Here is a 25,321-nt window from a genome sequence, read left to right as displayed (position 1 = left end):
GCACCCACATGAGCAGCGCGCGCCCGGAAGAGCAGACAAAGTCGCTCTCCACGCTCGGACTGACGGCGCAAGGCGGGCGCGAGGCGGAAATCACCGGCCTCACGGTGGACAGCCGCGAGGTCATGCCCGGCCACCTCTTCGCCGCGCTGCCCGGCAGCCAGGTCCACGGCGCGGCCTTCATCGGCGCCGCGCTGGCCCAGCAGGCCGGCGCGATCCTCACCGACGCCGAGGGCGCGCGCCTGGCGCGCGACGAGCTTGCCGAGGCCGACGTCGCGCTGGTGATCGCCGAGGATCCGCGCCAGACGCTGGCGCAGACCGCCGCGCTCTGGTTCGGCCGCCACCCCGGCACCGTCGTCGCGGTGACGGGCACCAACGGCAAGACCTCCGTCTCCGCCTTCACGCGCCAGATCTGGTACGAGCTCGGCGAGCCTGCGGTCAATCTCGGCACCACCGGCGTCGAGGGCGCCTGGAGCCACCCGCTGCGCCACACCACGCCCGACCCGATCACGCTCCACCGCGTCCTCGCCGAGGCCGCCCGGCAGGGGGTCACGCACGTGGCGATGGAGGCCTCGAGCCACGGGCTCGACCAGCGCCGGCTCGACGGGATGGTGCTCTCGGCCGGCGGGTTCACCAACTTCACCCAGGACCACCTCGACTACCACAAGAGCTTCGAGGCCTACTTCGACGCCAAGATGGCGCTGTTCACCCGTGTCCTCGCCGACGACGGCGTCGCGGTGGTCAACCTCGACGATCCCAAGGGCCCGCTGGTGGCGCAGATCGCCGAGGAGCGCGGCCAGGAGGTGATCGGCGTCGGCCGCCACCCCGAGGCCCGGCTGCGGCTGCTCGGCCAGCGCTTCGACGCGACGGGCCAGGAGCTGCGCTTCGAGTGGCAGGGCCGCAGCAAGCTCGCCCGGCTCAACCTGATCGGCGGCTTTCAGGCCGAGAACGTGCTGCTCGCGGCGGGCCTCGCCATCGGCTCGGGAAGCGACCCGGCCGAGGTGTTCGCCGCGCTGGGCCACCTGCAGACGGTGCGCGGCCGGATGCAGCTCGCGGCCACCCGCGACAACGGCGCGACGGTGTTCGTCGATTACGCCCACACCCCCGACGCCGTGGCCACTGCCGTCGAGGCGCTGCGCCCGCACGTGATCGGCCGCATCGTCGCCATCGTCGGCGCCGGCGGCGACCGCGACCGCACCAAGCGCCCGCTGATGGGGCAGGCGGCGGCCGAGCACGCCGACCGGGTGATCGTCACCGACGACAACCCCCGCAGCGAGGATCCGGCGACGATCCGCGCCGAGGTGCTCGCCGGCGCGCCGGGGGCGACGGAGGTCGGCGACCGGGCCGAGGCGATCCTGCGCGGCGCCGACATGCTCGAGCCGGGCGACGCGCTGCTGATCTGCGGCAAGGGCCACGAGACCGGCCAGATCGTGGGCGACGCGGTGCTGCCGTTCGACGACGCCGAGCAGGCCAGCGTCGCCGTCGCCGCGCTCGACGGGCGGATCTGATGGCGCTCTGGACCGCCGCGGAGGCGGCGCGCGCCACCGGGGGCGACAATCGCACCGACTGGACGGCCGACGGCGTCTCCATCGACACCCGCACGCTGGCGCCGGGCGACCTGTTCGTCGCGCTGAAGGCGGCGCGCGACGGCCACGAGTTCGTCGCGCAGGCGCTCGAGAAGGGGGCCGCCGCCGCGCTGGTGACGCACCGCCCCGAGGGCGTCGCCGCCGACGCGCCGCTGCTCGTGGTGCCCGACGTGCTCGCCGCCCTCGAGGCGCTGGGCCGCGCCGCGCGCGCCCGCACCAACGCCCGCGTCGCCGCGATCACCGGGTCGGTGGGCAAGACCTCGTCGAAGGAGATGCTGCGCGCGGCCCTCGAGCGGCAGGGCCGCACCCACGCCGCCGAGGCGAGCTACAACAACCACTGGGGCGTGCCGCTGACGCTGGCGCGGATGCCCGCCGACACCGAGTACGCGATCGTCGAGATCGGCATGAACCACCCCGGCGAGATCGCGCCGCTGGCCCGGCTCGCCCGGCCGCACGTGGCGATGGTCACCATCGTCGCGCCCGCGCACCTGGAGGCGTTCGACAGCATCGAGGGGATCGCCCGCGAGAAGGCGTCGATCTTCGAGGGCCTCGAGCCCGGCGGCACGGCGATCATCAACGGCGACCTGCCGACCACGCCGATCCTGCGCGCCGCCGCCGAGGCGGCGGGGGCGGAGATCGTCAGCTTCGGCACGCAGGCGGGCAACCACCACCGCCTGACCGACATCAAGGTGCACGAAGGGTGCACCGTCGCCAGCGCCCGGCTCTGGCGCACCGAGGTGCACCTCAAGGTCGCCACCGAGGGCGCCCACTTCGCCGTCAACGCGCTCGGCTGCCTCGCCACCGCCGCCGCCCTCGGTGCCGACCGCAGCCACGCGCTGATGGGGCTGGCCTGCTGGGCGCCGCCGCCGGGGCGGGGGACGCGCGAGACGCTGGTGCTCGACGACGGCGTCGCCGTCGGGGCCATCGAGCTGATCGACGACGCCTTCAACGCCAACCCGGCCTCGCTCGCCGCCGCGCTCGAGGTGCTCGCCGCTGCGCGGCCGCGCGACGATCTCGGCCACATCGGCAAGGGCCGGCGCATCGCGATCCTCGGCGACATGCTCGAGCTCGGGCCCGAGGCCGCCGGCCTGCACGCCGCCGTCGCCGACGAGCCGGCGATGGCGCACGTGGACCTGGTCCACTGCGTCGGCCCGCTCATGCGCGAGCTGCACCGGGCGCTGCCCGACGGGCGCCGCGGCCGCTGGGTCGAGAACGCCGAGGATCTCGCCGCCAAGGCCGCCCGCCTCGTCGATCCCGGCGACGTCGTGCTCGTCAAGGGGTCCAAGGGCAGCCGCGTCTCGCGCGTCGTTGACGCCATCCGCAAACTGGGCCATCGCAGCGAGATGTCCGAACAAGAGGCCTGAGTATGCTCTACTGGCTGACCGCCCTCTCCGATGGTGGCGACTTCTTCAACCTGTTCCGCTACATCACCTTCCGCGCCGGCGGAGCGTTCCTGACGGCGCTGGTGTTCGGCTTCCAGTTCGGCCCGCCGCTCATCAACGTGCTGCGCAAGCACCAGGGCAAGGGCCAGCCGATCCGCACCGACGGCCCGGAGGGCCACTTCGTCAAGGCCGGCACGCCGACGATGGGAGGGCTGCTGATCGTCGGCGCCTGCGCCACGTCGACGCTGCTCTGGGCGCGGCTCGACAACCCGTTCGTGCTGATGGTGCTGTTCGTGACGCTCGCCTTCGCGGCCATCGGCTTCGCCGACGACTACGCCAAGGTCTCCAAGCAGAACACCGCCGGCCTGTCGGGCAAGGCGCGCCTCGGCCTCGGCTTCCTGATCGCCGCCATCGCCGGCGTCTGGTTCGCGCAGGTCCATCCCGAGGAGCTGTCCTACCAGCTCGCCTTCCCGATCTTCAAGGACATGCTGCTCAACATGAGCCTGCTGTTCGTGCCCTTCGCGATGATCGTCATCGTCGGCGCGGCCAACGCGGTGAACCTCACCGACGGGCTCGACGGGCTGGCGATCATGCCGGTGATGATCGCCGCCGGCACCTTCGGCATCATCGCCTACGCGGTGGGCCGCACCGACTTCACCGAGTATCTCGACGTCCACTACGTCCCCGACACCGGCGAGATCCTGATCTTCACCATGGGCCTGATCGGCGGCGGCCTCGGCTTCCTGTGGTACAACGCCCCGCCCGCGGCCGTCTTCATGGGCGACACCGGCAGCCTCGCCCTCGGCGGCGCGCTCGGGGCCATCGCGGTGGCGACGAAGCACGAGCTGGTGCTCGTCATCATCGGCGGGCTGTTCGTGGTCGAGGCGCTGTCGGTGATCGTGCAGGTGCTCTACTTCAAGCGCACCGGCAAGCGCGTCTTCCTGATGGCGCCGATCCACCACCATTACGAGAAGAAGGGCTGGTCGGAGCCGCAGATCGTGATCCGCTTCTGGATCATCTCCCTGATCCTCGCGATGATCGGCCTCGCCACCCTCAAGGTGCGCTAGCCTCCGTAGGCCGGGCTTCAGCCCGGCCCCCCTGGATTCATCGAGATCCACCGGAACCCCCGCCACCTCTCGCGCGTTGACCTGCCGGCCCACCGGCCCCCACTGCGCCGGCGGGCGAGGGAGGGTTGTCTGCATGTATCATCGTTTCGTCGTCACCGGCTCGTCGCGCGGGGGCAAGACCGCGCTGCTCGGCGAGCTCGCCCGCCGCGGCTACGCCACGTTCCAGGATCCCGGCCGCCGGGTGATCCGCGAGCAGCAGATGGCGGGGGGCACCGCGCTGCCGTGGCTCGACGCCGCCGCCTTCGCCGAGCAGACGATGAAGCTCGCCCGCGCCGACTACGAGGCCGCGCCGTCCGATCCCACCTTCTACGACCGCTCCTGCCTCGATCCGCTGATCTGGCACGAGCGCACCGGCACGCCGCTGCCCGACTGCGCCGGCGAGATCGTCGGCCGGCTGCGCTACGCCGACCCGGTCTTCCTGGTGCCGCCCTGGCCCGAGCTCTTCACGTCCGACCCCGCCCGGCCCGACGCCTGGGACGACGCCATCACCGAGTACGAGGCGCTGCTTGCGCATCTGCCCCGGCACGGCTACCGGATCTGCGTGCTGCCGCAGGATAGCGTCGCGGCACGCGCGGACCTGGTCGAGGCGAAGGTGAAGGACGCCATGGAGATGGGAACCGAAGTGGCATGATCCCCGTGATGGGCGTCGACGGCGCGACCGTCGCGGTGCTCGGCCTTGGCCGGTCGGGCCGGACGGCGGCACGCGCGCTCGCCGCGGGCGGGGCGTCCGTGGTGGCGTGGGACGACGGGCCGGCGGGCCGGGCGGCGGCCGAGGACGAGGACATCGCCCTGCGCGACCTGTCCCGCCCCGGCGCGCTCGACGACGTCGCGGCGCTGATCGTCTCCCCGGGCATCCCGCACCTCTACCCCCGACCGCACCCGGTCATCGCCGCCGCCTGGGAGGCCGGGGTGCCGGTCGACAACGACATCGGCCTGTTCTTCCGCTCGCTCGGCCAGTCCGACTGGGACAGCCACGACGTCGCCCCCAAGGTCGTCGCCGTCACCGGCTCCAACGGCAAGTCCACCACCGCCGCGCTGATCCACCACGTGCTCCGGGAGGGCGGCCGCGAGAGCCAGCTCGCCGGCAACATCGGCCGCGGCGTGCTCGACATCGACCCGCCCGGCGACGGCGGGGTGGTGGTGCTGGAGCTGTCGTCCTACCAGACCGAGCTCGCCCGCTCGCTGACCCCGGACGTCGCCGTCTTCACCAACCTCTCCCCCGATCACCTCGACCGTCACGGCGGCATGGGCGGCTACTTCGCCGCCAAGCGCCGCCTGTTCGCCGAGGGCGGGCCCGACCGCTGCATCGTCGGCGTCGACGAGCTCGAGGGCCGCTTCCTGGCCAACCAGCTCGCCGAGAGCCGCGCCGACGACCGGGTGATCCGCATCTCCGCCGATCGCAAGCTCGCCGAGGGCTGGAGCGTCACGGCGCGCAAGGGGTACCTGTCGGAGCTGCGCAAGGGCCGGCAGGTGGGGTCGATCGATCTGCGCGAGATCAAGGGCCTGCCCGGCGCCCACAACCACCAGAACGCCTGCGCCGCCTACGCCGTCGCCCGCACCCTCGGGCTCGGGCCGCGCCAGATCGAGGCCGCCTTCGCCTCCTATCCCGGCCTGCCGCACCGCTCGCAGCTGATCGCCGAGCGCGGCGGCGTGCGCTTCGTCAACGACAGCAAGGCCACCAACGTCGACAGCGCCGCCAAGGCCCTCGCCGCCTTCGGCCGCATCCGCTGGATCTGCGGCGGCCTGCAGAAGGAAGGTGGCCTCGGCGGCCTCCTCGACGCGGCGGGCGGGGTGGTCAAGGCCTACGTGATCGGCCGCGAGGCCGAGGCCTTCGCGATGTCGCTGACGGGCATCGACGCCGAGGTCTGCACCACCATGGCCGACGCCGTCGCCCGCTCCGCCGCCGAGGCCGAGCCCGGCGACGTCGTCCTGCTCGCGCCCGCCGCGGCGAGCTTCGACCAGTACGACAACTTCGAGCAACGCGGCGAGGATTTCGCCGCCCGCGTCGCCGCGCTGGCATAGGCGCGGGCCGCGTCCCGTGGCGCGTCGGATCGGCTCAGATGAGGGGGAGAATGGTACCGCCTTCCCGGTTCGAACGGGAGACCTCTTGATCCACAATCAAGCGCTCTAACCTACTGAGCTAAGGCGGCCCAACCATCGCCCGCCGCGCGGCGGGGGCGTCGGAGGTGCCTATGCCAGAACCTTCGCCCGCTTGCAACTGCTGCGTCGCACATTCCGACGCGCCGTCAAGGCCGCCGCGCGGGCCCACCGGCACCCTTGCCAACCGGCCCCGGCGGCGCGATACGGCGCGCGAACGGCAGAATGGAGAGCGGCATCATGGGCATCGACAGCGAACGCGACATCGAGGCGAACCTGCAGATCGGGCCGACCGATCGGGGCATGGTGCGCATCTTCGTGGAGAGCGGCAGCACCGAGATCCCGATGGATTTCGAACCCGAGGAAGCCGAGGAAATCGCCGAGGAGATCCTCGCCGCCGCCCGCGCCGCCCGGGCCGCGGCGACGCCGAAGAAGGGCCGCTAGCCGCTCACCCGGCCCACAGCCGCGCGCCCGGATCGCGCGCCGCGTGGGCCCGCAGGGCGGCGTGGCGCGCGAAGGTGGCGACCAGCTTCTTGCGCCGCGCGGGCGCGAGCTTCGCCTCGGGCGCCATGCGCACGATCTCGGCGTCGTAGGCGTCGGCGATGATGAGGCCGGTGTCCTCGGGCAGCAGCTCGACCGGGAACGCCTCGTCGACGGCCCAGAAGAACCTGTCGCACCAGGGCAGGTAGCCCTGCCACTTGTGGTCCGACTGGAAGTCCGCCCGCGAGCTCTTGCACTCGACGACCCAGATCTCGCCCTTGCGCCCCATCGCCATCACGTCGACCCGCAGCCCGCGCTCCGGCGTCAGTTCCTCGACCGAGACGAAGTCGAGGCTCAGCAGGTGCCGGCACACCCCCCGCGCCAGCAGCTGGCCGGGGCGGACGGCGGAGATGTCGAGATCGTCGGGCATGTGTCCGAATATGAACAAAAGGGAAACATCCGGCAAGCCCCCCTCTGTCCTGTCAATATCCCGGGGGGCCGGCCGCAGGCCGGCGGGGGCAGCGCCCCCTCCGGCGGAAAAGTTCGGGCGCTGCCCTTGCAGGGGCCGGGGCGGGGGCCTAGGTCAGGCGTCGGCGGGCTTCTGCTCTTCTCGTGAACGAGACAATTCCAGTGGCCTTAAGCAAATCCGAGGGAGCTGGCTCTGTCCGAGCCCTGGTTCGGTTATCTGGCGCCCACCTGTAATTACAGGTCCTCGGGAATTCACACTCCCACGGATGCAGCGGTTCCCGCCACCTCACACCCCGTCCGGATCAGAACGCCTCCGGGCGCGCCTCGCGGGCCATGTGGTCGAGCACGGCGTTGACGAAGCTCGGCTCGCGGCCCTCGGGGAAGAAGGCGCGGGCGATGTCGACGAACTCGGTGATGACCACCTTGGGCGGCGTGTCGCGCCGGATGAACTCGGCACCGGCGGCGCGGAACAGCGCGCGCAGGGTCGGGTCGATGCGCGCGATCGGCCACTTCGCGACAAGCGCGCGGTCGGTCATCTGGTCGATCTTCGCCTGGTTGTCGACCGCCGTCTCGCAGAGCGCGCGGAAGGTCTCGAGATCGCCCTCGGCCATCTCGCCTTCCTCGTAGGAGGCGCCGAAGCGGTGATCCTCGAATTCCGCCATCACCCGGTCGACCGATTGCTGCGCCGCTTCCATCTGGAACAGCGCCTGTACCGCGTAGAGCCGGGAGGCGGAGCGCATCTTGCGCCGCTGGTTGCCTGAGATCGTGGTCATGCCTGTCCGTCTTCGCTTTGCGCCATCTTCAGCTCGCGGGTGAAGCCCACGCCGCGCTCCGCCTTGCCCCAGCGCCGTGCCAGCGCGACGAGGTGGAGCGCCGCCGCCGCCGCGCCGCCGCCCTTGTTCTGCCCCGCAGCCTCGGCCCGGACGGCGGCCTGATCGTAGGTCTCCACGGTCAGGATGCCGTTGCCGATGCAGTGGCCCGACAGGCCCAGCAGCGTCAGCGCGCGGGAGGAGTCGTTGCAGACCGTCTCGTAGTGCGTCGTCTCGCCCCGGATCACGCAGCCGAGCGCCACGTAACCATCGTAGTTCGACATCCGCCCGGCGATGCCGATCGCGGTCGGGATCTCGAGCGCGCCGGGCACCTCGATCACCTCGGTCGTCGCGCCGGCCTTCTCGGCCTCGGCGACGGCCCCGGCGACGAGCTGGTCGGCGATGTCCTTGTAGTAGGGCGCCACGACGATCAGCAGCTTGACCGGCTTGTCGAAGCTCGGCGTGGCGAGGGAGTGGTGCGTCGGTCCGGCCATCAGCGCGGCTCCTCGATCCGGCGGGTGCCGACGATCTCGAGCCCGTAGGCCTCGAGCCCGACGACGCGCGGCTTGGGCGAATTGGTCAGCAGGGTGATCTGGGACAGGCCGAGCGACGACAGGATCTGCGCGCCGAGCCCGTACTGGCGCAGGGTCTGGGGCGAGGCTTCGCCGCTCAGGCGCAGCTTCATCGACGTGTCGCGCAGCAGCACCACCACGCCGCGCCCCTCGGCGGCGACGGCGCGCATCGCGGTCGCGAACTCGTTGGCGGTGCCCTCGGGGCCCAGCCCGACCACGTCCTGCAGCGGGTCGAGCGCGTGCATCCGCACCAGCACCGGATCGTCGCCGGAGATGTCGCCCTTGATGAGCACCACGTGCTCGTCGCCGTGGGTGGTGTCGGAATAGACCCGCATCCGCCATTGCCCGCCGAAGGCGCTGGTGACGTCGCGCTCGCTCATCTGGCGCACGAGGTTGTCGTGGCGGCGGCGGTAGGCGATCAGGTCGGCGATGGTGCCGACCTTGAGCCCGTGGCGCTGCGCGAAGGCGACGAGCTCGGGCAGGCGGGCCATCGAACCGTCCTCGTTCATGATCTCGCAGATCACGCCGCTGGCGTTGAGCCCGGCGAGGCGGGCGAGGTCGACCGCCGCCTCCGTATGGCCGGCGCGCACCAGCACGCCGCCCTGGCGCGCCCGCAGCGGGAAGACGTGGCCCGGCGTGGCGATATCGGCGGCGCCCTTGCTGGCGTCGATGGCCACCGCGACGGTGTGGGCGCGGTCATGGGCGGAGATGCCCGTCGTCACGCCCTCGCGCGCCTCGATCGACACCGTGAAGGCCGTCTCGTGGCGCGAGGAATTGTGCGTCGACATCAGGCTCAGCCCGAGCGCGTCGATCCGCTCGCCGGGCAGGGCGAGGCAGATCAGCCCGCGGCCGTGGGTGGCCATGAAGTTGATCGCGTCCGGCGTCGCCATCTGGGCCGGGATCACGAGGTCGCCCTCGTTCTCGCGGTCCTCGTGGTCGACGAGAATGAACATGCGCCCGTTGCGCGCGTCCTCGATGATCTCCTCGATGGGGGAGATGGCGTCGGACCAGTCGCGCTCGACGGGGCCGGGTGTCTGGTATGTCTCGCTCATGGGCCGCCCGCTCCTGTTGCCGGCGGGAGATAGGCCATGCGCGGCGGAATGGGAAGGCCGCAGGCGGCGCGCTGACGCGCGGCACCTGCGCGCGGGTGGCGTGGCGTCAGGCGCCGTCCCAGTCGCGCAGCCGCGCCACGTAGCGCGCCATCGTGTCGACCTCGAGGTTCACCGCGTCGCCCACGCCGGCCTCGCCCCAGGTGGTGACCTCCTGGGTATGGGGGATCAGGTTGATGCCGAAGTCGCGCCCGTCGACGTCGTTCACCGTCAGCGACGTGCCGTTGAGCGCCACCGACCCCTTCGGCGCGATGAAGCGCGCCAGCGCCTCCGGGGCGCGCAGGGTGAGGCGGGTGCTGTCGCCCTCGCGCGCCGACGCCACCACCTCGGCGACCCCGTCCACGTGGCCCGAGACGATGTGGCCGCCGAGCTCGTCGCCCACCTTCAGCGCGCGCTCGAGGTTGATGCGCTTGCCCGCGGCCCAGCCGTTGCGGCCGATGTTGGTCTTGGCGACGGTCTCGGCGCTGATGTCGACGTCGAACCAGTCGCGCCCCGCCTCCGTGCCGCGCGCGACGACGGTCAGGCAGACGCCGTCGCAGGCGATCGAGGCGCCGATGTCCATGGTCTCGGCGGGGTAGGCGGTGGCGATGCGCGCGCGCAGGTCGCCACGGCGCTCGAGCGCGATCACTTCCCCGACGTCGGTCACGATCCCGGTAAACATCAGCGGCTCTCCTTTCGTCCGGCCTAGCGCGGGCCGCGGCTCCGGGCAAGCGGCAAGCTTAAGCCGTTCACACCGCTGCCCAAATGTCGCCCCCTTGCGCGGCTAAGGCTTGGCAACCCAGTGAGGCCCGCCTACACCATGCCGATGCCGGACACCCGCCGCTTCCTCTTCCTGCAGGGCCCCCACGGGCCCTTCTTCCACCGCCTCGGCAAGATGCTCGGGCGGGCCGGGGCCGAGGTCTGGCGGGTCGGCTTCAACGCGGGCGACCGCGCCTTCTGGTTCACGCCCTCGAGCTACATCCCGTTCCGCGGCACGCCCGGGGAATGGCCCGAGACGTTCCGGGCCATCGTCGCCGACAAGGGCATCACCGACATCGTGCTCTACGGCGACACCCGTCCGATCCACGCCGAGGCCGTCGCCGCCGCCCGCACGCTCGGCCTCGCGGTGCACGTCTTCGAAGAAGGCTACATGCGGCCCTACTGGGTCACCTACGAACGGGGCGGCTCCAACGGCAATTCGCGGCTGATGGAGCTCGACCTCGCCGGCATGAAGCGCGCGCTCGAGATGTCCGACCTCGACGTCCCCGAGCCGCCGGCGCACTGGGGCGACATGCGCCACCACATCCTCTACGGCGCCCTGTATCACTGGTTCATCGTCGCGCGGAACGGCGACTACCGCAACTTCCGCCGCCACCGCGAATTGACGGTGACGAAGGAGGGGCTGCTCTACACCAAGCGGCTGATGCTGATGCCGTTCATTGCGCTCGACCGGATGCTGGCGACGGCGCGGATCAAGTACGGCGGCTTTCCCTACCACCTCGTGCTGATGCAGCTCGACCACGACGCCAACTTCCTCAACCACTCGCCGTTTTCGCGGATGTCGGAGTTCCTCGAGGTGGTGATCGAGGGCTTCGCCCGCGGCGCGCCGCGCCACCACCACCTCGTCTTCAAGGCGCATCCGCTCGAGAACGGCCGCGCGCCGGTCCGCCGGATCATCCGCGAGCTCGCGGCGGCGCAGGGCGTGGCGGACCGGGTCCATTACGTGCGCGGCGGCAAGCTCGCGCGGCTGCTCGACCACGCCCGCACCGCCGTCACCGTCAACTCGACCGCCGCCCAGCAGGTGCTCTGGCGCGGCATCCCGCTCAAGGTCTTCGGCCGCGCCGTCTACGCCAAGCCCGAGTTCGTCTCGTCGCAGCCGCTGCCCGAGTTCTTCGCCCAGCCCGCGCGGCCCGACAGCCGCGCCTACAAGGATTACCGCCGCTTCCTGCTCGAGACGAGCCAGGTCCCCGGCGGCTTCTACTCGGCGCGCGGGCGGCGGCAATTGCTGCGCCAGGTCGTCGACATGATGCTCGACAGCGAAGACCCCTACGACGCCCTGCGCTCGGGCCGCGCCGCGCCGCGCCAGCCGCTGCGCATCGTGACCTGAGGGCAGGGCGCGCCGGCGCGGTTGCGGCGGGGCGGCAACAGTCGGTGATTCGCCTGCCGCGCGGGTGCTGGTCAGGCGGGGCCAAGGCGGCTAGCCTGCAACAAAAATACCCGAGGCAGACATAGGTCGAGGAGACCGAGCAGTGAGCTTACCAATCCCGCGCCTGGCGAAGGGCCTGGCCCTGATCGCCGCGGCCGCCCTTCTTGCGGGCTGCGGCCTGCCGCGTTCCGGCCCCACCCGCGGCGAGATCTTCGAGGGATCCGTGCTGCGGCAGGGAGATGCGTTCATCCTCGTCGTCGACGACCGGGTCAACGCCATCGCCTCCGTCGCCCCGGCGCTCGGCTTCAGCTCCAGCTTCCTCAACGCGGGGCAGGTCGGCTCCGACACGATCAACCCGGGCGATACGCTGGGGCTGACGATCTTCGAGAACGTCACCGACGGCCTGCTCGTGCCGACCGGGCAGAACGCGACCATCCTCGACGAGGTGCAGGTCGACGGCGGCGGCTTCATCTTCGTGCCCTACGCCGGCCGCATCCGCGCCGCCGGCAACACCCCCGAGCGGGTGCGCCAGATCATCACCGAGCGCCTCGGCGACCAGACCCCGGACCCGCAGGTGCAGGTCCGCCGGCTCGCGGGCGACGGCGCGACGGTCTCCGTCGTCGGCGCGGTCGGCGCGCAAGGCGTCTACGCCATCGAGCGGCCGACGCGCCTGCTCAGCGAGATGCTCGCCCGGGCCGGCGGCGTGGCCGTCGATGCCGACATCGCCCGCGTCACCGTCACCCGCGGCGACCACACCGGGCAGGTCTGGTTCGAGGACATCTACGAGACGCCCGGCAACGACATCGCCCTGCGCGACGGCGACCGGATCATCGTCGAGGAAGACACCCGCAGCTTCACCGCGCTCGGCGCGACGGGCGCGCAGGACCTCGTGCCCTTCGAGAGCCAGACGATCAGCGCCATCGAGGCCATCGCCACCGTCGGCGGGCTCAACCCCAACCAGGCCGACCCGACCGGCGTCTTCGTGTTCCGCAACGAGCCCGAGGCGATCGCCGAACAGCTGGTGGGCCAGGAAGTGACCGGCACCCAGCGCGTCGTCTACGTGCTCGACCTGACCCGGCCGAACGGCCTGTTCTTCGCCCGCGATTTCGCGATCCGCGACGGCGACACCGTCTATGTCACCGAGGCGCCCTTCAGCCAGTTCAGCAAGGTCATCGCCGCGCTCACCGGCTCGCTCGGCGCGGTCAACTCGGTGGTGGGGACCGCGCAGACGGTGACCGGCGGGTAACGACTTGGAGGGCGAGGCGCCCGCGCGGAAGCTCTACGTCTACAACGGCGGCTTCCTGACCCAGGGCCGGGTCCGCCGGATCCTGACGCTGGCGGGCTACGACATCCGCCTCGGCACGCCCGGGGCGGACGACCTCGTCGGCGTCTGGGGCCAGAGCCCGACGAGCCCGCGCGGCGAGGCCGTCGCCGCGCGCCGCGACGCGCCGCTGCTGAGGGTCGAGGACGCCTTCCTGCGCTCCGTCCTGCCGGGGCGGGCGGGGGGCGGCGCGCCGCTCGGGCTGCATCTCGACCTCGGCGGCGTGCATTTCGATACGGCCACAATCTCCGATCTCGAGCGCCTCTGCGCCGAAGCGCCGCTCGACGACACCGCGCTGCTCGACCGTGCGCGCGACGCGATGGCCGACCTCAGGCGGCTGCACCTGAGCAAGTACACCGGCTTCGACCCCGACCTGCCGCCGCCGCCGCCCGGCTACGTCCTCGTCATCGACCAGACCCGCGACGACGCCAGCGTCCGCGCCAGCAAGGCCGGGCGCAACAGCTTCCTCGAGATGCTCTTCACCGCGCGCGAGGACCATCCCGGCGCGCGCATCGTCGTCAAGAGCCACCCCGAGACCAGCGCCGGCGCCCGCCCCGGCCATATCGGCCCCGACGATCTCGGCCCCGGCGACCTGCTCCTGAGCGACCCGGTCTCGCCCTGGCACCTGCTCGAGGGGGCGGTCGCGGTCTACGTCGTCTCTTCGCAGCTCGGTTTCGAGGCGATCCTCGCGGGGCACCGCCCCGTCGTCTTCGGCCAGCCCTTCTATGCCGGCTGGTCGCTCACCGACGACCGCCGCCCGCTCGACCGCCGCCAGCGCCGGCTCACCCGCGCGCAGCTCTTCGCGGCGGCGATGATCCTCTACCCGCGCTGGTACGACCCGTTCCGCGACCGGCTCTGCGAACTCGAGGACGCCATCGCCATCTTCGCCGCCGAGACCCGCGCCTGGCGCGACGACCGTCGCGGCTGGGTGGCGACGGGGATGCGGCTCTGGAAGCGCAAGCCGCTGCAGGACCTGTTCGGCCGCCAGCGCCGCGTCCGCTTCGTCGACCGCCCGGCCCCCGCCATCGCCCGCGCCGCGGCCGAGGATCGCCGGCTCATGGTCTGGGCCGGCCGCACCGACGCGGCGCTCGAGGCCGCCGGGGCGGTGCGGGTGGAGGACGGCTTCCTGCGCTCGCGCGGCCTCGGCGCCGACCTCGTGCCGCCGCTGTCGCTCGTCCTCGACGATCTCGGCATCTACTACGACCCGACCCGCGAGAGCCGGCTCGAACACCTCGTCGCCGCCGCCACCGGCCTGCCCGAGGGCGCCCGGCGCCGGGCGGAGCGGCTCGTCCGGCGGCTGACGGGGGAGGGGCTGTCGAAGTACAACCTCGGCGGCGGCGGTCTTCCAGCAGGGCTGCCGGCAGGGCGGCGCATCCTCGTCCCCGGGCAGGTGGAGGACGACGCCTCGATCCGCCTCGGCACCGGCGAGATCTCGACCAACCGCGCCCTGCTCGCCGCAGTGCGCGCCGCCAATCCCGCCGCATTCCTGCTCTACAAGCCGCACCCCGACGTGGAGGCCGGACTGCGCGCCGGTGCCGTCGACGACGCCGAAAGCCTCGCCGACGCCGTACTGACCCGCACCGATCCCGTCGCCGCGCTCGCCGCCGTCGACGAGGTCTGGACGATGACGAGCACGCTCGGCTTCGAGGCGCTGCTGCGGGGCAAGCGCGTCGTCACGCTCGGCCGGCCCTTCTACGCCGGCTGGGGCCTCACCGACGACCGCGGCGCGCCGCCCGCCCGGCGGACCGCGCGGCCCGACCTCGCCGCCTTCGTCCACGCCGTGCTGATCGACTATCCGCGCTACCACGACCCCGTCACCGGGCGGCCCTGTCCCGTGGAGGTCGCCGTCGAGCGGCTGGCCCGGGGCGAGCTCCCCCGGCCGGGGCGGATCAACCGCCTGCTCGCCAAGGCGCAGGGGGTGATGGCGGGGCAGGCGTGGCTGTGGCGGTGACTCGTCCATGCCGCCAGCCTGTCACCGAGTCCTGAAGATTCCGCTAACGGCCTACTCGATCTCCACCGTCTGGCGCAGCTGGCTCGTCGCACGATCGTAGATCAAGATGCGCTGATCCGACGTCACCACCGCGAACCAATCCGTCCCTTGCGTGAAGGCGAACGGCTCCGCGCCCTCGGGCAGGGCGATGCGCTCGGGCAGCGGCAGGGGTGCGGAATTCAGCCGGATGACAAGCGCGCCGATCAACACTAGAAACCCGCAAATCATCACAACCGTTAGTACGGTGATCAGCCGCTTCAGCCCCCGGAGCTGGGGTGGCCAAACGTCGTCGTCAGGAGATTCCGCCATGCCGCCCTCCGTGGTCACGTTCCGGATCAGCGCCGATCCGCCGCCGCGCCTTGATAAGGCGCTGGCCCGTGATGTGCCAGAGGACGCCGCGCTGAGCCGCTCCCGGCTGGCGCGACTCGTGCCGGACGGCGCGGTGCGGATCAACGGCGTGGTGGTGACCGACGTGAAGGCGCGGCTCGGCGAGGGCGACGCGGTGGAGATCGCCCTCGATATCCCCGTTGACAGCGACATGGGCGGCGAGCCGATCCCGCTCGACGTGGTTTACGAGGACGACGAACTCATCGTCATCAACAAGCCCGCCGGGATGGTCGTGCACCCCGCGCCGGGCTCGCCGGACGGCACGCTGGTCAACGCGCTGATCCACCATTGCGGTGAGAGCCTTTCGGGTGTCGGCGGCCTGCGGCGGCCGGGGATCGTGCACCGGATCGACAAGGATACCAGCGGCTTGCTCGTTGCCGCCAAGACCGACCGCGCCCACCACGGGCTCGCCGCGCAGTTCGAGGCGCACGACGTGGAGCGCCACTACCAGGCGCTGTGCTTCGGCCTCCCCGATGCCGCCGACCCGCGCTTGCGCGGCATTCGCGGCACGTCGTTCGAGCCCGGAAACATCCTCAAGATCCAGACGCAACTCGCCCGTCACAAGACCGACCGGCAGCGGCAGGCGGTGGTCTGGTCCAATGGCCGCCACGCGGTGACGCGGGCGCGGCGCGTGGAGACCTTCGGCGGCCCGCCCGTGGTCGCGCGCATCGAGTGCTGGCTCGAGACCGGGCGGACCCATCAGATCCGCGTTCACATGGCCCATGCCGGGCACGGGCTGGTGGGCGATCCGGTCTACGGCGGCAAGCGCAAGATCGCGAAGGGAGCGGTCTCGGAGGCCGCAATGCGGGCCTTGGCGACGTTCCCACGACAGGCGCTGCACGCCGCGACGCTTGGCTTCAAGCATCCGGTGACGGGCGAGCTGAAGCGTTTCGCCGCGGACATGCCCGCCGACATGACGGAACTCTGCGCCCTGTTGCGTAGTTAAGGCTGTAACAAGCAGGCACATGTGCGAGAGCGCACGGTAATGCCGCTGGAACGTGCCGTGCGAGCCGTTCATCCTTTGTTATGAAAACTGAACTACTGAGTCTTGAACCGGCTCGTTAGCGCAACCACATCCATGTTAACCCCATGAACATTGGGAAGGGGACAGACATGCCGACCAACAATCTCCCGGCCCCGTCGCCGGAACAGGGCCTGAACCGCTACCTGCAGGAAATCCGCCGGTTTCCCATGCTGGAGCCGGAAGAGGAATACATGCTGGCCAAGCGCTGGGTGGACCACGAGGACACCGACGCCGCCCACAAGCTGGTGACGAGCCACCTGCGCCTCGCGGCAAAGATCGCGATGGGCTACCGGGGCTATGGCCTGCCGCAGGCAGAGGTGATCTCCGAGGCCAACGTCGGCCTGATGCAGGCCGTGAAGCGCTTCGATCCCGAGCGCGGCTTCCGCCTCGCCACCTACGCGATGTGGTGGATCCGGGCCTCGATCCAGGAGTATATCCTGCGGTCCTGGAGCCTCGTGAAGCTCGGCACCACCTCGGCCCAGAAGAAGCTTTTCTTCAACCTGCGCAAGGCGAAGGCCCGTATTGGCGCGCTCGAGGAGGGTGATCTGCGGCCCGAGAACGTCGCGCAGATCGCCAACGATCTCGGCGTCACGGAGACGGAGGTCATCTCGATGAACCGCCGGCTCTCCGGGGGCGACGCGTCGCTCAACGCGATGATCGGCACCGAGGGCGACAGCGCCACCCAGTGGCAGGACTGGCTCGAGGACGAGAGCGCCGACCAGGCGGGCGATTACGAGGAGCGCGACGAGCTGTCGACGCGCCGCGAGCTGCTGGGCGAGGCGATGGACGTGCTGAACGACCGCGAGAAGGACATCCTGACCCAGCGGCGTCTGCAGGATCAGGCCGTCACGCTCGAGGAGCTGTCCGGGCAATACGGCGTCAGCCGCGAGCGGATCCGGCAGATCGAGGTGCGCGCGTTCGACAAGCTGCAGGCGCGGATGCAGCAGCTCGCGAAAGAGAAAGGCATGCTCGAGCCGGCCTGATGTCCGGGTGCCGAAACGAGGTTTTCGGCATCAGGTCTTCCATTCTGCCGCCCCCTGACGTCTTCTCCGCGCAGAAGTCAGGAGGTAGCAGATGGTTGACCATATCCGCTGGGGCGTGCTCGGCGCCTCGGCTTTCGCACGCGGGCAAATGGCCCGCGCGATTCACGCAGCCGAAGGTGCGGAGCTTTTCGCTCTGGCGACCTCCAGCCCGGAAAAGGCGGAAGGGTTCCGCGCGTTCGCTCCGCGTCTGCGGGTCCATGACAGCTACGAAGCGCTGCTCGCCGACCCGGAGGTCGACGCGGTGTACGTCCCGCTGCCCAATCACCTTCACGTGGACTACGCGCTGAAGTCGCTCGATGCGGGCAAGCCGGTGCTGGTCGAGAAACCTCTGGGACTGCGGGCGGAGGATTTCGACCCGGTCATCGCCAAACGCAACGAGACCGGCATCCTCGCCGCCGAAGCCTACATGATCGTCCACCACCCGCAGATGCAGCGTGCGCGCGAGCTGGTCCGCTCCGGCACGATCGGCGACCTGGTGCACGCCGATTGCGCCTTCGCCTTCAACATCGCCGGCGTTGACGACAACATCCGCAACCGTGCCGAGACGGGCGGCGGTGCGCTTCCCGACATCGGCGTCTACGCGTTCGGCTCGGTTCGTTTTGTGACAGGCGAGGAGCCGGATTCCATCCTCGACGCCAGCATCCGGTTCGAAAATGACGTCGACACGTTCGCCCAGGTCAGCGCCCGTTTCCCGTCGTTCCACTATAGCGGCATGGTCTCGACGCGCGCCTTCGCCCGCCAGCGGCTGACGTTCCACGGCACGAAGGGCCTCATCGAGCTTACCTGTCCCTTCAACGCCAACGTCCACGACCTGGCGGAGCTGCACCTGCAGACCGACTCCGCCTCGCGGACGATCGAGCGCTGGCCGACCGCGAACCACTACGTACTGCAGGTCGAGGCGTTCGGTCGCGCGCTGAGGGGCGAGGAGGCCTACCCGTGCCCGCTCGAGTTCTCGCGCGGCACGCAGGAGATGATCGACATGGTTTACGCGGCCGCGCGCCGCTGATCCGCAGACAATTGTAGACCGCGCAGCCCATTCCGGTGATGATGCACGGAATGGTTGTGTGCCCAAGGTTCGCCGAACTTGTGACGAAGCGCGCCGGCATCGCCGGCGCCTTCGCCTATTCCGGCGCCAACTTCCTGCTCGCCCTGACGCTGCAGAGCGCCGTGCCGCCCGCAGCCTTCGGCCGCTACGCGTTCGCGCTGGTGTGCCTGCAGCTCGGCCTATCGCTGTCCAACGCCCTGTTCGCATCGCCGCTCCTCCAGTCCCTCCTGAAGGCCGCCGATCCGGCCCCGATCGTCGCCAGCTACTGGCGCGTCAACGTCGCCTTCTGCTTCGTCGGCGCGGCCCTTCTGGCCCTGTCCATGCGCGCGCTGGGCATGGCGCCCCAGGACGTGGCGCTGGTTGCGGGGCAGGCGGTACTGCTCTGGATGCGCTGGTTTTTCCGTGCCGCGGCGCTCGCCCGCCACCGCTTCCGCAAGGCCGCCACGGCCGATGCGCTTTACGGCGTCACCACGCTCACCGCCGGCATCCTGCTGTTCACGTATTTCGGCGTCACCGTCGCGACCGCGCTGGCCGCGATGGCCCTCGGCACCGCCGTCTCGCTCGCCGCCGTCGCCCATCTGCCCGCCCGCGGCCCAGCCGCCCCGAGCCTCTATCGCGCCGCCTTCATGCGTCACGGCCGCTGGGCGCTCGCCGGCGTCCTGACGACCGAGGTCTGCGCCAACCTCCACGCCTACGCGATCACGCTGCTCCTCGGCCCCGCCGCCTTCGCGCCCGTGGCAATCCTGACGCTATTCCTGCGCCCGATCCCGATCCTGATGCAGACCATCACGCAGTACGAGCGGCCGATCCTCGCCAAGGCTCACGCGGCGGGGGAACTGCACAACCTGAGGGCGCATGTGGAGCGTGTCCGCACAGCACTCCTCGGCGCGGTCGGGGTTAACGGCGCGGTGCTCATCCTCCTGATCGCCGTCGCGCCGGGATCGATCGGCGGCGGCCGCTTCGAGGCGGGGGAGCTCTGGCCCCTCGCATCGCTCCTCCTCCTCGCGCACGCCGCCCGCGCGGCGCGCACGGGCTCCGGCGCCGCCCTGCAGGGCGCCGGCCGCTACCGGGCGCTCTCCGGCATCACCTTGCGCGCCGCACTCGTGACAGCCTGCGGCACCGCCCTCGCGCTTGGCTCGGGCGGCGCGGCCGTCCCGCTCATCCTCCTCGCCGTCCTGTGCGGCGAGACGGTCGCCGCGCTCCTCATCGCGCGCGCCTACCGTCGCCTCGCGGTGGCGGCATGATCCTCGTCGGCATCTGCACCTGCCGGCACCCCGAGGGGCTCGCCAAGGCGCTCACGGTTCTGCAGGAGCAGCGCAGCCGCCGCCCGTTTGAGGTGCTCGTGGTGGACAACGATGACGCAGCCGAGGGACGCGCCGTCGCCGAGGCTCACGGCGCGAGCTACGTCCTCGAGCGGGAGCCCGGTATTCCCTTCGCCCGCAACGCCTTGCTCCGCGAAGCTCAGGCGCGCGATACCGCGTGGCTGGCGATGATCGACGATGACGAACAGCCGCTGCCGGGCTGGCTCGACGCGCTCGTCGAGGCCGCCGAACGGACCGGTGCGGACGTCGTCGGCGGCCCCGTCGTCCCGCGCTTCGCCATCGCTCCGCGCCCCCCGGTTAAAAGCGGCGACTTCGAGAAGCTGCGGCCGGATCGCATCCGCGGCCGCGTGGCCGTCCTCAGCACGGCGAACCTGCTCCTGTCGCGGCGGCTCCTGACCGAGTGGCGCGAGCCCTTCTTCGATGCGCGCTTTCGCTTCACCGGCGGCTCCGACACCGAATTCCTCCGCCGCACCCTCGCCCGCGGCTTCCGTCACGCCTTCGCCGCCGAGGCGCGCGTCGTCGAAGACATCCCGGCGTCGCGGGTGGAGCCGGATTGGCTGCTGCGCCGGCGCTTCCGCATCGGCAACACCCACGCCCGCGTCTGCTGTCTCCATGCCGGACATGCTGCTGGTGTCGCACGATATTTCCCCCACGCCTGCGCGCTGTTCCTGCGCGGAAGCCTGCGGCGGATGCTGGCCGCCGACCCGTCGCAGGCCTTCCGGGGCGCCCGCGACTTCGCCCGCGCGCGCGGCCTCATGGCGGGGCTGCTGGGACGGGCCGACGGAGAGTATTCGCCGGAACGCTACCGGAATTAACCGGGGATTAGGGTCCGGGCGTTAGGGAGGAGGCGAACATCTGACGCGAGGGGCGAGATGGACGCCATTGGGAGGAGATCGTTGTGGGCCGGCCACGTGCGCCTCCGATGGCTCATGGAGGCGGCGCTCTGCCTGGTGCCGGCGCTGCTGTTCCTGCGGGTCAACGGAAGCCTGCAGCCGCGGGTCGCGCTCGAATCGGTGCTCGAGACGGGGGAGGGGACGGCATTGCGTCAAGGCGTCTACCTCGCCGTTTTCTGCTCCGTCGTCCTGCTCGCCCTGCGGGCCACGCCGCTGTCGCGATGGCGCGGCCTGTTCTCGCTGTCGTTGCTCGCGCTGTTCGCCTGGGCCGGCCTCAGCGTCACCTGGGCGGTCGAGCCCCCCATCGCGGCGCGGCGGTATATCCTGACGCTGGTCATCGCGATGACGGTCCTGTTGCTGACCACCTTCGGCTCACCGCTGCAGGTCCTGGGCCGGCTGCGGCAGGGGATTGTCGCCCTCGCGATCGCGAGCCTCGCCGCGGCTGTCCTGGTGCCGGATCTCGCGATCCATCAACCGGGAGACCGCGAGGCGACGATCGTCGGCGACTGGCGCGGCGTGTTCTACCACAAGAACATCTTCGGATCGGTCCTCGCCCCGGGCCTGATCCTCGTCGTCCACCAGCTATGCGCCCCCGGCGGACGCTCGCGCGGCGCGCTCTGGGCGGAAGCCGCACTCCTGTTGTTCCTGCTGGTGATGAGCGGCTCCAAGACCTCGCTGGCAACGGGATTGGCCGCGTCATTCTTCATCTGGCGCGGAATGATCTTCACCCGCCGGCGGGGCGGTTTCGAATCACTGTTCTTCGGCCTCTTCGTCTGCGTCCTGGCGCTGACGGCCCTTGCACTGCTGTATCTCGCCCAATCAACGACACCCGCGTTGTCGCCGGACAGCTTCACCGGGCGCGGCCTCATCTGGGCGACGCTCCTGTCGCTGGCGCAGGAACAGGTCTGGTCCGGTTTTGGCTTCCAATCAGTCTTCCAGCTGGGCTGGGCGAGCCCCCTCGCGCGGAATTCGGACTTGGCTTTCCTCGCCATCCTCCCCCATGCCCACAACGTGCTGCTGGAGATGCTGGTCTCCATCGGGTTGATCGGGCTGGCGCTCTTCGTCGCCGCCATCGTCGTCGTCCCGTCCCGATGCTTCCTCATGGCCACGAGCGCCCACGGCAACGCGCGCTTCGCCTGCATCGGCCTCATCCTCTTCACCTGGCTGCATGGCCTGCTGGAGGTCGGCCTCCTCGACCGGGACCGGCCGGACTGGATCGTCTTCCTGTTCGCCTACGGCGTCCTGCGCCAGCTGCCCGTGTTGGAGGACGGTGAATGAGTCCGCGGATCAGCGTCGTCATCCCCTGCTACAATCGCGCCGCGAGCATCCGGCCGACGTTGGTGTCCGTCCAGAAGCAGACTTTCGGAGACTTCGAGTGCCTCGTGATCGACGACGGCTCGGACGACGGCGACAGGCTCGCCGCCGAGGTCGGTGCGCTGGCCGATGCGCGGTTCCGCCTGATCCGGCGGCGGAACGGTGGTGGTGGCGCGGCCCGGAATACCGGCATCGACGCGGCGCGCGGCGAGTGGATCGCGCTGCTCGACAGTGACGACCTTTTCCTGCTGGACAAGCTGCAGCTCTACTTCGCGCACGCAAGGCGCGCCGGGCCCGATGCGGTGCTCTACTCGCAGGCGCTGGTGGATCGGGGCAGCGCCCGCCGCTGGGTCAGGCCGGAGCGGGCGATCGGCTGCAACGAGCCGGTCGCGGAGTACCTGTTCGTCGCCAACTGCTTCATCCAGACGTCGACGATCATGGCCCGGGCGGATCTGCTGCGGGCGGTTCGGTTCGATCCGGCGCTGCGCAAGGGGCAGGACCTCGACCTCTGCGTGCGCCTCGCCGCGGCCGGCGCGCGCTTCGAGATGGTGCCGACGCCGCTGACGGTCTGGGTCGATCGCGAGGAGGCCGGGCGAACCTCGCGCGCTCCGGGCGCGTCGGCACCGGCCGCCTGGCTGGCGCGCGCCGCTCCGCTGATGACGGCGCGTGCGGCAGCGGGATATCGCGCGACGGTCCTGGCCTACTACCTGGCCGAGACCCAGCTCCTGCTCGCGCTGAGCTACATCTGGTCCGGATGGCGGGAAGCGGGCGTGCCCGCCGCCGTCTGCGCGCGACAGGCGCTGCGATGCCTCGTGCCCCGCCCGCTTTACCGACGGCTGGCCAACGTCGTGGTCGCCGTCTGCGGCAGGCGCAGGCAACGCGCGCCGCCTTAGCCGGCCGCTAACGGCTGTCGCCTATGGTCCCGCCCACGACATGCCACTCACCGGAGCCAAACGATGACCAACCCCTTCATGTCCGGGCGCGCTCTGCCGCTCTCCGGCCCCGCGTCGGATATCCTGCCCGTGACGCCGGACGACAGCCAGTCGCTCAGCCACACGGCGATCGGCCTCTACAGCGAGACGGCAGGCACGATCGTCTTCGAGACGGCGCGCGGCGAGGTCCGGACCGTGGCGGTCGGGGCGCTGAGCATCCTGCCCGTCGGGGCGAGCCGCGTGCTGGCGACGGGTACGACGGCGACGGGCCTCCACGCGCTGGTGCTTGCATGACCATCCTGCGCGATGTCTCGGCGGTCGCCTGGAGCGCGCCGCGTTTCGCACCGGGCGAGGAGGCGGCGATGGCCGGGCACGGGGGCCGGCTGCCGATGGCGGCGCTCGAGTTCGGCGACCGGGACTGGCGCATCGCCGGTCGCTCCGTCGCCGCGCCGCTCGCCGGCGCGCGTCTCGATCGATCGGTCTGGTTCGGTGGCGGCCCGGGCCTGCTGCTCGAGCCGGAGCGGAGCAACCTCGTCTTCCCCTCCGCGATCGCCCCCGGCGGGTGGAGCACGAACGGCGGGACGTCCATCGCCGCCGCCACCGGGAGCGGGTTCGGCGGGCTCGCGGGCGCCCGGATCGCGAGCGGCACCACGACGTGGGGCCGCGCCTACGGCAATCGCTTCACGCTCGGGCCGGGCGCATACCGGGCGACGGTGTGGATCGCGTGGGGCAGCTCGGGGCGCGCGCGGATCGAGCTCTATGGGACCGGTCTCGACCTCGTGGTCGACGGCGAGATCGGCGCGCTGGCGGCGAGCTACCAGTCCGGCGGGACGGTGGCCAATCTCGAGCAGGTCGACCTGGGCGGCGTCTGGCGGGTCGGGTTCGATGTTTCGATCCCCACATCGCGGGCAGACGTGTCATTCGGGCTCGGCCCGGCAAGCGGTATCGCGGGTGAGGATGTCGTCGGGTACGCGGCGCAGATCGAGGCCGGGAGCGGGGCGACCGGGCTGATCCCGACGACGGACGCGGTGGCGACACGCCCGGCCGACGCGCCGTCGATGAGCCTCGGCCCCTGGTTCTCGCCCGCGCGGGGCGCCGCCTACATCGAGCTCGATGAGCTGGCCGGCGCGGCGTCCGGCCTGCTGGCGTTCGAGGCGGCGGACGGTACGGCGCTGGCAGCGATCAGCTGCGACGCGGCCGGCACCCTCGCACTCGTCGCCGGCGCGACGAGCATCACCCACCCGGACCCGGTCGGCTTCGGCCAGGCCGCGAAGATCGGGCTGCGCTGGGAGCCGGCGGGCGCGGTGCTGCAGCTCGACGGGATCGACGCGGCGGGCGCGGCGGTCGACCTGGGCGGGGCCGCGCGCCTGCGGCTGGGGCCGGCGCACGGGCTGGTGCGGCGCTGCACCTTGTTCGACAGGGCCGTCTGATCAGCCGTGCAGCGCGATCCAGAGCGCGTGCGGACTGGTGACGGCATAGCGGCGGGCGAGCCGGCGCGGGTCGGTGCAAAGCCGGTGGAGCCATTCGAGGTTGGCCCGCTGCATCCAGCCGGGGGCACGGCGGTAGTGGCCGGTGACGTAGTTGAAACAGCCGCCGCAGGTGATGACCCAGCGCGCCGTGAGACGGTCGCGCCAGCGGCGGGCGATGGCCTGTTCGCGGGGCTTGCCGAGGCCGATCCAGACGATGTCGGCTCCGCTGCGGTTGATGTGGTCGATGATGCCGTGCTCGTCCTCGTGGCCGAAGAAGCCATGGCGGCGGCCGGCGATGGCGAGGCCCGGATAGCGGCGGCGCAGTTCGCGGGCGCAGGCGGCGTTGATCTCCTCGGGGCCGCCGAGGAGGTAGAAGCTGCCGGTGCCGTCCGAGAAGGCGCGGGCGAAGTCGTGGATCATGTCCGTGGTCGCCGAGCGCTCGGGGATCGCCGGCCCGGCGCGGTGCCGCGAGAGCGTGACGAGGAAGCCGCCGTCGGCGTGGACGATATCGGCGGCGGCGAGACAGGCGCGATAGGCCGGATCGCGGCGCGCGAGGGAGAGGGCGTGGCCGTTGAGGTCCATGACCAGCCGGGGCGGATGGCGTGCGGCGGCGATGTCGGCGGCGCACCAGGCGACGAGGTCGGCGCGCGAGACGCAGTCGACGTCCACGTCGCCGACACGGCGCTTGGGGCTGTTTTCGAAACGGGTGAGGGGGTCGAGAGGCTCTACCATAAGGTACTCCTGCCCCGACTCCCGATGCAACCTTAGCGTTAGTTCGCCCGCCTGTCCATAGGGCTCAGCTTGTGCGTCGGCGGCAGAGCCGGTAACG

The 25,321-nt window shown here is 71.3% G+C and carries 25 protein-coding genes, 1 tRNA gene and 1 other RNA gene; 19 read left to right on the top strand and 8 right to left on the bottom strand.

All coding sequences use genetic code 11. The features are described from left to right. Window positions 1–8: 8 nt before the first annotated feature. The 5 genes from OG2516_RS05750 to murD all read left to right on the top strand — a co-directional run bounded on the left by OG2516_RS05750 (window position 9) and on the right by murD (window position 6,114). Window positions 9–1,505: a UDP-N-acetylmuramoyl-L-alanyl-D-glutamate--2,6-diaminopimelate ligase gene (locus tag OG2516_RS05750; RefSeq protein ID WP_007254689.1), complete on the top strand. Its 1,497-nt coding sequence runs from the start codon at window positions 9–11 to the stop codon at window positions 1,503–1,505. Beyond that, complete coding sequence (locus tag OG2516_RS05745; RefSeq protein WP_007254688.1) at window positions 1,505–2,947, top strand: UDP-N-acetylmuramoyl-tripeptide--D-alanyl-D-alanine ligase; 1,443 nt, start codon at window positions 1,505–1,507, stop codon at window positions 2,945–2,947. Before OG2516_RS05750 ends, OG2516_RS05745 begins: the two co-directional genes overlap by 1 nt. A gap of 2 nt (window positions 2,948–2,949) precedes the next feature. Further along, the gene (mraY, locus tag OG2516_RS05740; protein WP_007254687.1) at window positions 2,950–4,032 is read left to right on the top strand and encodes a phospho-N-acetylmuramoyl-pentapeptide-transferase; all 1,083 of its coding nucleotides are present in this window, start codon (window positions 2,950–2,952) and stop codon (window positions 4,030–4,032) included. 133 nt (window positions 4,033–4,165) lie between these two features. Next, a complete protein-coding gene (locus OG2516_RS05735) occupies window positions 4,166–4,723 on the top strand; it encodes an AAA family ATPase (protein WP_007254686.1) in 558 nt (185 codons plus the stop codon). Continuing rightward, window positions 4,720–6,114, top strand: a complete 1,395-nt coding sequence (gene murD, locus OG2516_RS05730; RefSeq protein ID WP_007254685.1) for a UDP-N-acetylmuramoyl-L-alanine--D-glutamate ligase — start codon at window positions 4,720–4,722, stop codon at window positions 6,112–6,114. Before OG2516_RS05735 ends, murD begins: the two co-directional genes overlap by 4 nt. Window positions 6,115–6,165: 51 nt before the next feature. On the opposite strand, the gene OG2516_RS05725 is transcribed toward murD, so the two are convergent. After that, window positions 6,166–6,242, bottom strand: a tRNA-His gene (locus OG2516_RS05725). 187 nt (window positions 6,243–6,429) lie between these two features. Between OG2516_RS05725 and OG2516_RS05720 the strand changes: the two genes are divergently transcribed. Next, a complete protein-coding gene (locus OG2516_RS05720) occupies window positions 6,430–6,633 on the top strand; it encodes a DUF6324 family protein (protein WP_040615568.1) in 204 nt (67 codons plus the stop codon). Between the two features lie 4 nt (window positions 6,634–6,637). Here OG2516_RS05720 and OG2516_RS05715 read toward each other — a convergent pair whose 3' ends face one another. Continuing rightward, on the bottom strand, window positions 6,638–7,099 hold the full coding sequence (locus tag OG2516_RS05715) for an MmcB family DNA repair protein (protein ID WP_007254683.1): 462 nt from the start codon (window positions 7,097–7,099) through the stop codon (window positions 6,638–6,640). A 165-nt stretch (window positions 7,100–7,264) separates the two neighbouring features. On the opposite strand from OG2516_RS05715, the gene ssrS reads away from it, so the two are divergent. Further along, window positions 7,265–7,419, top strand: a non-coding RNA gene (gene ssrS / locus OG2516_RS20945) — 6S RNA. Window positions 7,420–7,439: 20 nt separating this feature from the next. On the opposite strand, the gene nusB is transcribed toward ssrS, so the two are convergent. The 4 genes from nusB to OG2516_RS05695 all read right to left on the bottom strand — a co-directional run bounded on the left by nusB (window position 7,440) and on the right by OG2516_RS05695 (window position 10,288). Continuing rightward, the gene (gene nusB, locus OG2516_RS05710; protein WP_007254682.1) at window positions 7,440–7,910 is read right to left on the bottom strand and encodes a transcription antitermination factor NusB; all 471 of its coding nucleotides are present in this window, start codon (window positions 7,908–7,910) and stop codon (window positions 7,440–7,442) included. Further along, window positions 7,907–8,440: a 6,7-dimethyl-8-ribityllumazine synthase gene (locus tag OG2516_RS05705; RefSeq protein WP_007254681.1), complete on the bottom strand. Its 534-nt coding sequence runs from the start codon at window positions 8,438–8,440 to the stop codon at window positions 7,907–7,909. Before OG2516_RS05705 ends, nusB begins: the two co-directional genes overlap by 4 nt. Further along, window positions 8,440–9,570 (bottom strand): 3,4-dihydroxy-2-butanone-4-phosphate synthase, encoded by a 1,131-nt coding sequence (ribB, locus tag OG2516_RS05700; RefSeq protein ID WP_007254680.1) that lies wholly within the window; start codon window positions 9,568–9,570, stop codon window positions 8,440–8,442. The genes OG2516_RS05705 and ribB overlap by 1 nt, the downstream gene beginning before the upstream one ends. A 106-nt stretch (window positions 9,571–9,676) precedes the next feature. Further along, a complete protein-coding gene (locus OG2516_RS05695; RefSeq protein ID WP_007254679.1) occupies window positions 9,677–10,288 on the bottom strand; it encodes a riboflavin synthase in 612 nt (203 codons plus the stop codon). Window positions 10,289–10,432: 144 nt separating this feature from the next. On the opposite strand from OG2516_RS05695, the gene OG2516_RS05690 reads away from it, so the two are divergent. From OG2516_RS05690 to OG2516_RS05680, 3 genes are all read left to right on the top strand, one after another. Then, entirely contained in the window at window positions 10,433–11,713 is a 1,281-nt protein-coding gene (locus tag OG2516_RS05690) for a capsule biosynthesis protein (protein WP_083788548.1), read from the top strand. Window positions 11,714–11,855: 142 nt separating this feature from the next. After that, complete coding sequence (locus OG2516_RS05685; RefSeq protein WP_007254677.1) at window positions 11,856–12,998, top strand: polysaccharide biosynthesis/export family protein; 1,143 nt, start codon at window positions 11,856–11,858, stop codon at window positions 12,996–12,998. A 4-nt stretch (window positions 12,999–13,002) separates the two neighbouring features. Continuing rightward, on the top strand, window positions 13,003–15,024 hold the full coding sequence (locus OG2516_RS05680; protein WP_007254676.1) for a capsular polysaccharide biosynthesis protein: 2,022 nt from the start codon (window positions 13,003–13,005) through the stop codon (window positions 15,022–15,024). A gap of 51 nt (window positions 15,025–15,075) precedes the next feature. On the opposite strand, the gene OG2516_RS05675 is transcribed toward OG2516_RS05680, so the two are convergent. After that, a complete protein-coding gene (locus OG2516_RS05675; RefSeq protein ID WP_007254675.1) occupies window positions 15,076–15,372 on the bottom strand; it encodes a DUF6476 family protein in 297 nt (98 codons plus the stop codon). Here OG2516_RS05675 and OG2516_RS05670 point away from each other — a divergent pair. The 9 genes from OG2516_RS05670 (at window position 15,371) to OG2516_RS05630 (ending at window position 24,453) form a co-directional block, all read left to right on the top strand. Further along, complete coding sequence (locus OG2516_RS05670) at window positions 15,371–16,396, top strand: RluA family pseudouridine synthase (RefSeq protein WP_007254674.1); 1,026 nt, start codon at window positions 15,371–15,373, stop codon at window positions 16,394–16,396. The two genes, OG2516_RS05675 and OG2516_RS05670, sit on opposite strands and share 2 nt — an antisense overlap. Window positions 16,397–16,563: 167 nt before the next feature. Beyond that, window positions 16,564–17,457: an RNA polymerase sigma factor RpoH gene (rpoH, locus tag OG2516_RS05665; protein ID WP_007254673.1), complete on the top strand. Its 894-nt coding sequence runs from the start codon at window positions 16,564–16,566 to the stop codon at window positions 17,455–17,457. Between the two features lie 91 nt (window positions 17,458–17,548). Beyond that, window positions 17,549–18,523 carry a Gfo/Idh/MocA family protein gene (locus tag OG2516_RS05660; RefSeq protein ID WP_007254672.1) on the top strand — a complete coding sequence of 325 codons (975 nt, stop codon included), beginning with the start codon at window positions 17,549–17,551 and terminating at the stop codon, window positions 18,521–18,523. An 80-nt stretch (window positions 18,524–18,603) separates the two neighbouring features. Further along, window positions 18,604–19,806: a polysaccharide biosynthesis protein gene (locus OG2516_RS05655; RefSeq protein ID WP_007254671.1), complete on the top strand. Its 1,203-nt coding sequence runs from the start codon at window positions 18,604–18,606 to the stop codon at window positions 19,804–19,806. Beyond that, a complete protein-coding gene (locus OG2516_RS05650) occupies window positions 19,803–20,699 on the top strand; it encodes a glycosyltransferase family 2 protein (protein WP_007254670.1) in 897 nt (298 codons plus the stop codon). The genes OG2516_RS05655 and OG2516_RS05650 overlap by 4 nt, the downstream gene beginning before the upstream one ends. A gap of 114 nt (window positions 20,700–20,813) precedes the next feature. Further along, window positions 20,814–22,055 carry an O-antigen ligase family protein gene (locus OG2516_RS05645; protein WP_007254669.1) on the top strand — a complete coding sequence of 414 codons (1,242 nt, stop codon included), beginning with the start codon at window positions 20,814–20,816 and terminating at the stop codon, window positions 22,053–22,055. Beyond that, the gene (locus tag OG2516_RS05640) at window positions 22,052–22,984 is read left to right on the top strand and encodes a glycosyltransferase family 2 protein (RefSeq protein ID WP_007254668.1); all 933 of its coding nucleotides are present in this window, start codon (window positions 22,052–22,054) and stop codon (window positions 22,982–22,984) included. Before OG2516_RS05645 ends, OG2516_RS05640 begins: the two co-directional genes overlap by 4 nt. 63 nt (window positions 22,985–23,047) lie before the next feature. Next, window positions 23,048–23,317: a spike base protein, RCAP_Rcc01079 family gene (locus tag OG2516_RS05635; RefSeq protein ID WP_007254667.1), complete on the top strand. Its 270-nt coding sequence runs from the start codon at window positions 23,048–23,050 to the stop codon at window positions 23,315–23,317. Beyond that, complete coding sequence (locus OG2516_RS05630) at window positions 23,314–24,453, top strand: phage head spike fiber domain-containing protein (protein WP_007254666.1); 1,140 nt, start codon at window positions 23,314–23,316, stop codon at window positions 24,451–24,453. Before OG2516_RS05635 ends, OG2516_RS05630 begins: the two co-directional genes overlap by 4 nt. Here OG2516_RS05630 and OG2516_RS05625 read toward each other — a convergent pair whose 3' ends face one another. Further along, window positions 24,454–25,224, bottom strand: a complete 771-nt coding sequence (locus OG2516_RS05625) for a WecB/TagA/CpsF family glycosyltransferase (RefSeq protein ID WP_007254665.1) — start codon at window positions 25,222–25,224, stop codon at window positions 24,454–24,456. It lies immediately after the preceding gene. Window positions 25,225–25,321 lie beyond the last annotated feature (97 nt).

Origin of the sequence: Oceanicola granulosus HTCC2516, from assembly GCF_000153305.1 — a bacterium.
Lineage (GTDB): Bacteria > Pseudomonadota > Alphaproteobacteria > Rhodobacterales > Rhodobacteraceae > Oceanicola > Oceanicola granulosus.
The sequence above is the reverse complement of the archived record's forward strand: the minus strand, read 5'-3'. Positions and strand labels throughout refer to the sequence as shown.

Excerpts from the sequence above, each read along its gene's own strand:
- OG2516_RS05750 (WP_007254689.1), top strand. The coding sequence starts at position 9 with ATGAGCAGCGCGCGCCCGGAAGAGCAGACAAAGTCGCTCTCCACGCTC.
- OG2516_RS05745 (WP_007254688.1), top strand. The coding sequence starts at position 1,505 with ATGGCGCTCTGGACCGCCGCGGAGGCGGCGCGCGCCACCGGGGGCGAC.
- mraY (WP_007254687.1), top strand. The coding sequence starts at position 2,950 with ATGCTCTACTGGCTGACCGCCCTCTCCGATGGTGGCGACTTCTTCAAC.
- OG2516_RS05735 (WP_007254686.1), top strand. The coding sequence starts at position 4,166 with ATGTATCATCGTTTCGTCGTCACCGGCTCGTCGCGCGGGGGCAAGACC.
- murD (WP_007254685.1), top strand. The coding sequence starts at position 4,720 with ATGATCCCCGTGATGGGCGTCGACGGCGCGACCGTCGCGGTGCTCGGC.
- OG2516_RS05720 (WP_040615568.1), top strand. The coding sequence starts at position 6,430 with ATGGGCATCGACAGCGAACGCGACATCGAGGCGAACCTGCAGATCGGG.
- OG2516_RS05715 (WP_007254683.1), bottom strand. The coding sequence starts at position 7,099 with ATGCCCGACGATCTCGACATCTCCGCCGTCCGCCCCGGCCAGCTGCTG.
- nusB (WP_007254682.1), bottom strand. The coding sequence starts at position 7,910 with ATGACCACGATCTCAGGCAACCAGCGGCGCAAGATGCGCTCCGCCTCC.
- OG2516_RS05705 (WP_007254681.1), bottom strand. The coding sequence starts at position 8,440 with ATGGCCGGACCGACGCACCACTCCCTCGCCACGCCGAGCTTCGACAAG.
- ribB (WP_007254680.1), bottom strand. The coding sequence starts at position 9,570 with ATGAGCGAGACATACCAGACACCCGGCCCCGTCGAGCGCGACTGGTCC.
- OG2516_RS05695 (WP_007254679.1), bottom strand. The coding sequence starts at position 10,288 with ATGTTTACCGGGATCGTGACCGACGTCGGGGAAGTGATCGCGCTCGAG.
- OG2516_RS05690 (WP_083788548.1), top strand. The coding sequence starts at position 10,433 with ATGCCGGACACCCGCCGCTTCCTCTTCCTGCAGGGCCCCCACGGGCCC.
- OG2516_RS05670 (WP_007254674.1), top strand. The coding sequence starts at position 15,371 with ATGCCGCCCTCCGTGGTCACGTTCCGGATCAGCGCCGATCCGCCGCCG.
- OG2516_RS05675 (WP_007254675.1), bottom strand. The coding sequence starts at position 15,372 with ATGGCGGAATCTCCTGACGACGACGTTTGGCCACCCCAGCTCCGGGGG.
- rpoH (WP_007254673.1), top strand. The coding sequence starts at position 16,564 with ATGCCGACCAACAATCTCCCGGCCCCGTCGCCGGAACAGGGCCTGAAC.
- OG2516_RS05660 (WP_007254672.1), top strand. The coding sequence starts at position 17,549 with ATGGTTGACCATATCCGCTGGGGCGTGCTCGGCGCCTCGGCTTTCGCA.
- OG2516_RS05650 (WP_007254670.1), top strand. The coding sequence starts at position 19,803 with ATGATCCTCGTCGGCATCTGCACCTGCCGGCACCCCGAGGGGCTCGCC.
- OG2516_RS05645 (WP_007254669.1), top strand. The coding sequence starts at position 20,814 with ATGGAGGCGGCGCTCTGCCTGGTGCCGGCGCTGCTGTTCCTGCGGGTC.
- OG2516_RS05640 (WP_007254668.1), top strand. The coding sequence starts at position 22,052 with ATGAGTCCGCGGATCAGCGTCGTCATCCCCTGCTACAATCGCGCCGCG.
- OG2516_RS05635 (WP_007254667.1), top strand. The coding sequence starts at position 23,048 with ATGACCAACCCCTTCATGTCCGGGCGCGCTCTGCCGCTCTCCGGCCCC.
- OG2516_RS05630 (WP_007254666.1), top strand. The coding sequence starts at position 23,314 with ATGACCATCCTGCGCGATGTCTCGGCGGTCGCCTGGAGCGCGCCGCGT.
- OG2516_RS05625 (WP_007254665.1), bottom strand. The coding sequence starts at position 25,224 with ATGGTAGAGCCTCTCGACCCCCTCACCCGTTTCGAAAACAGCCCCAAG.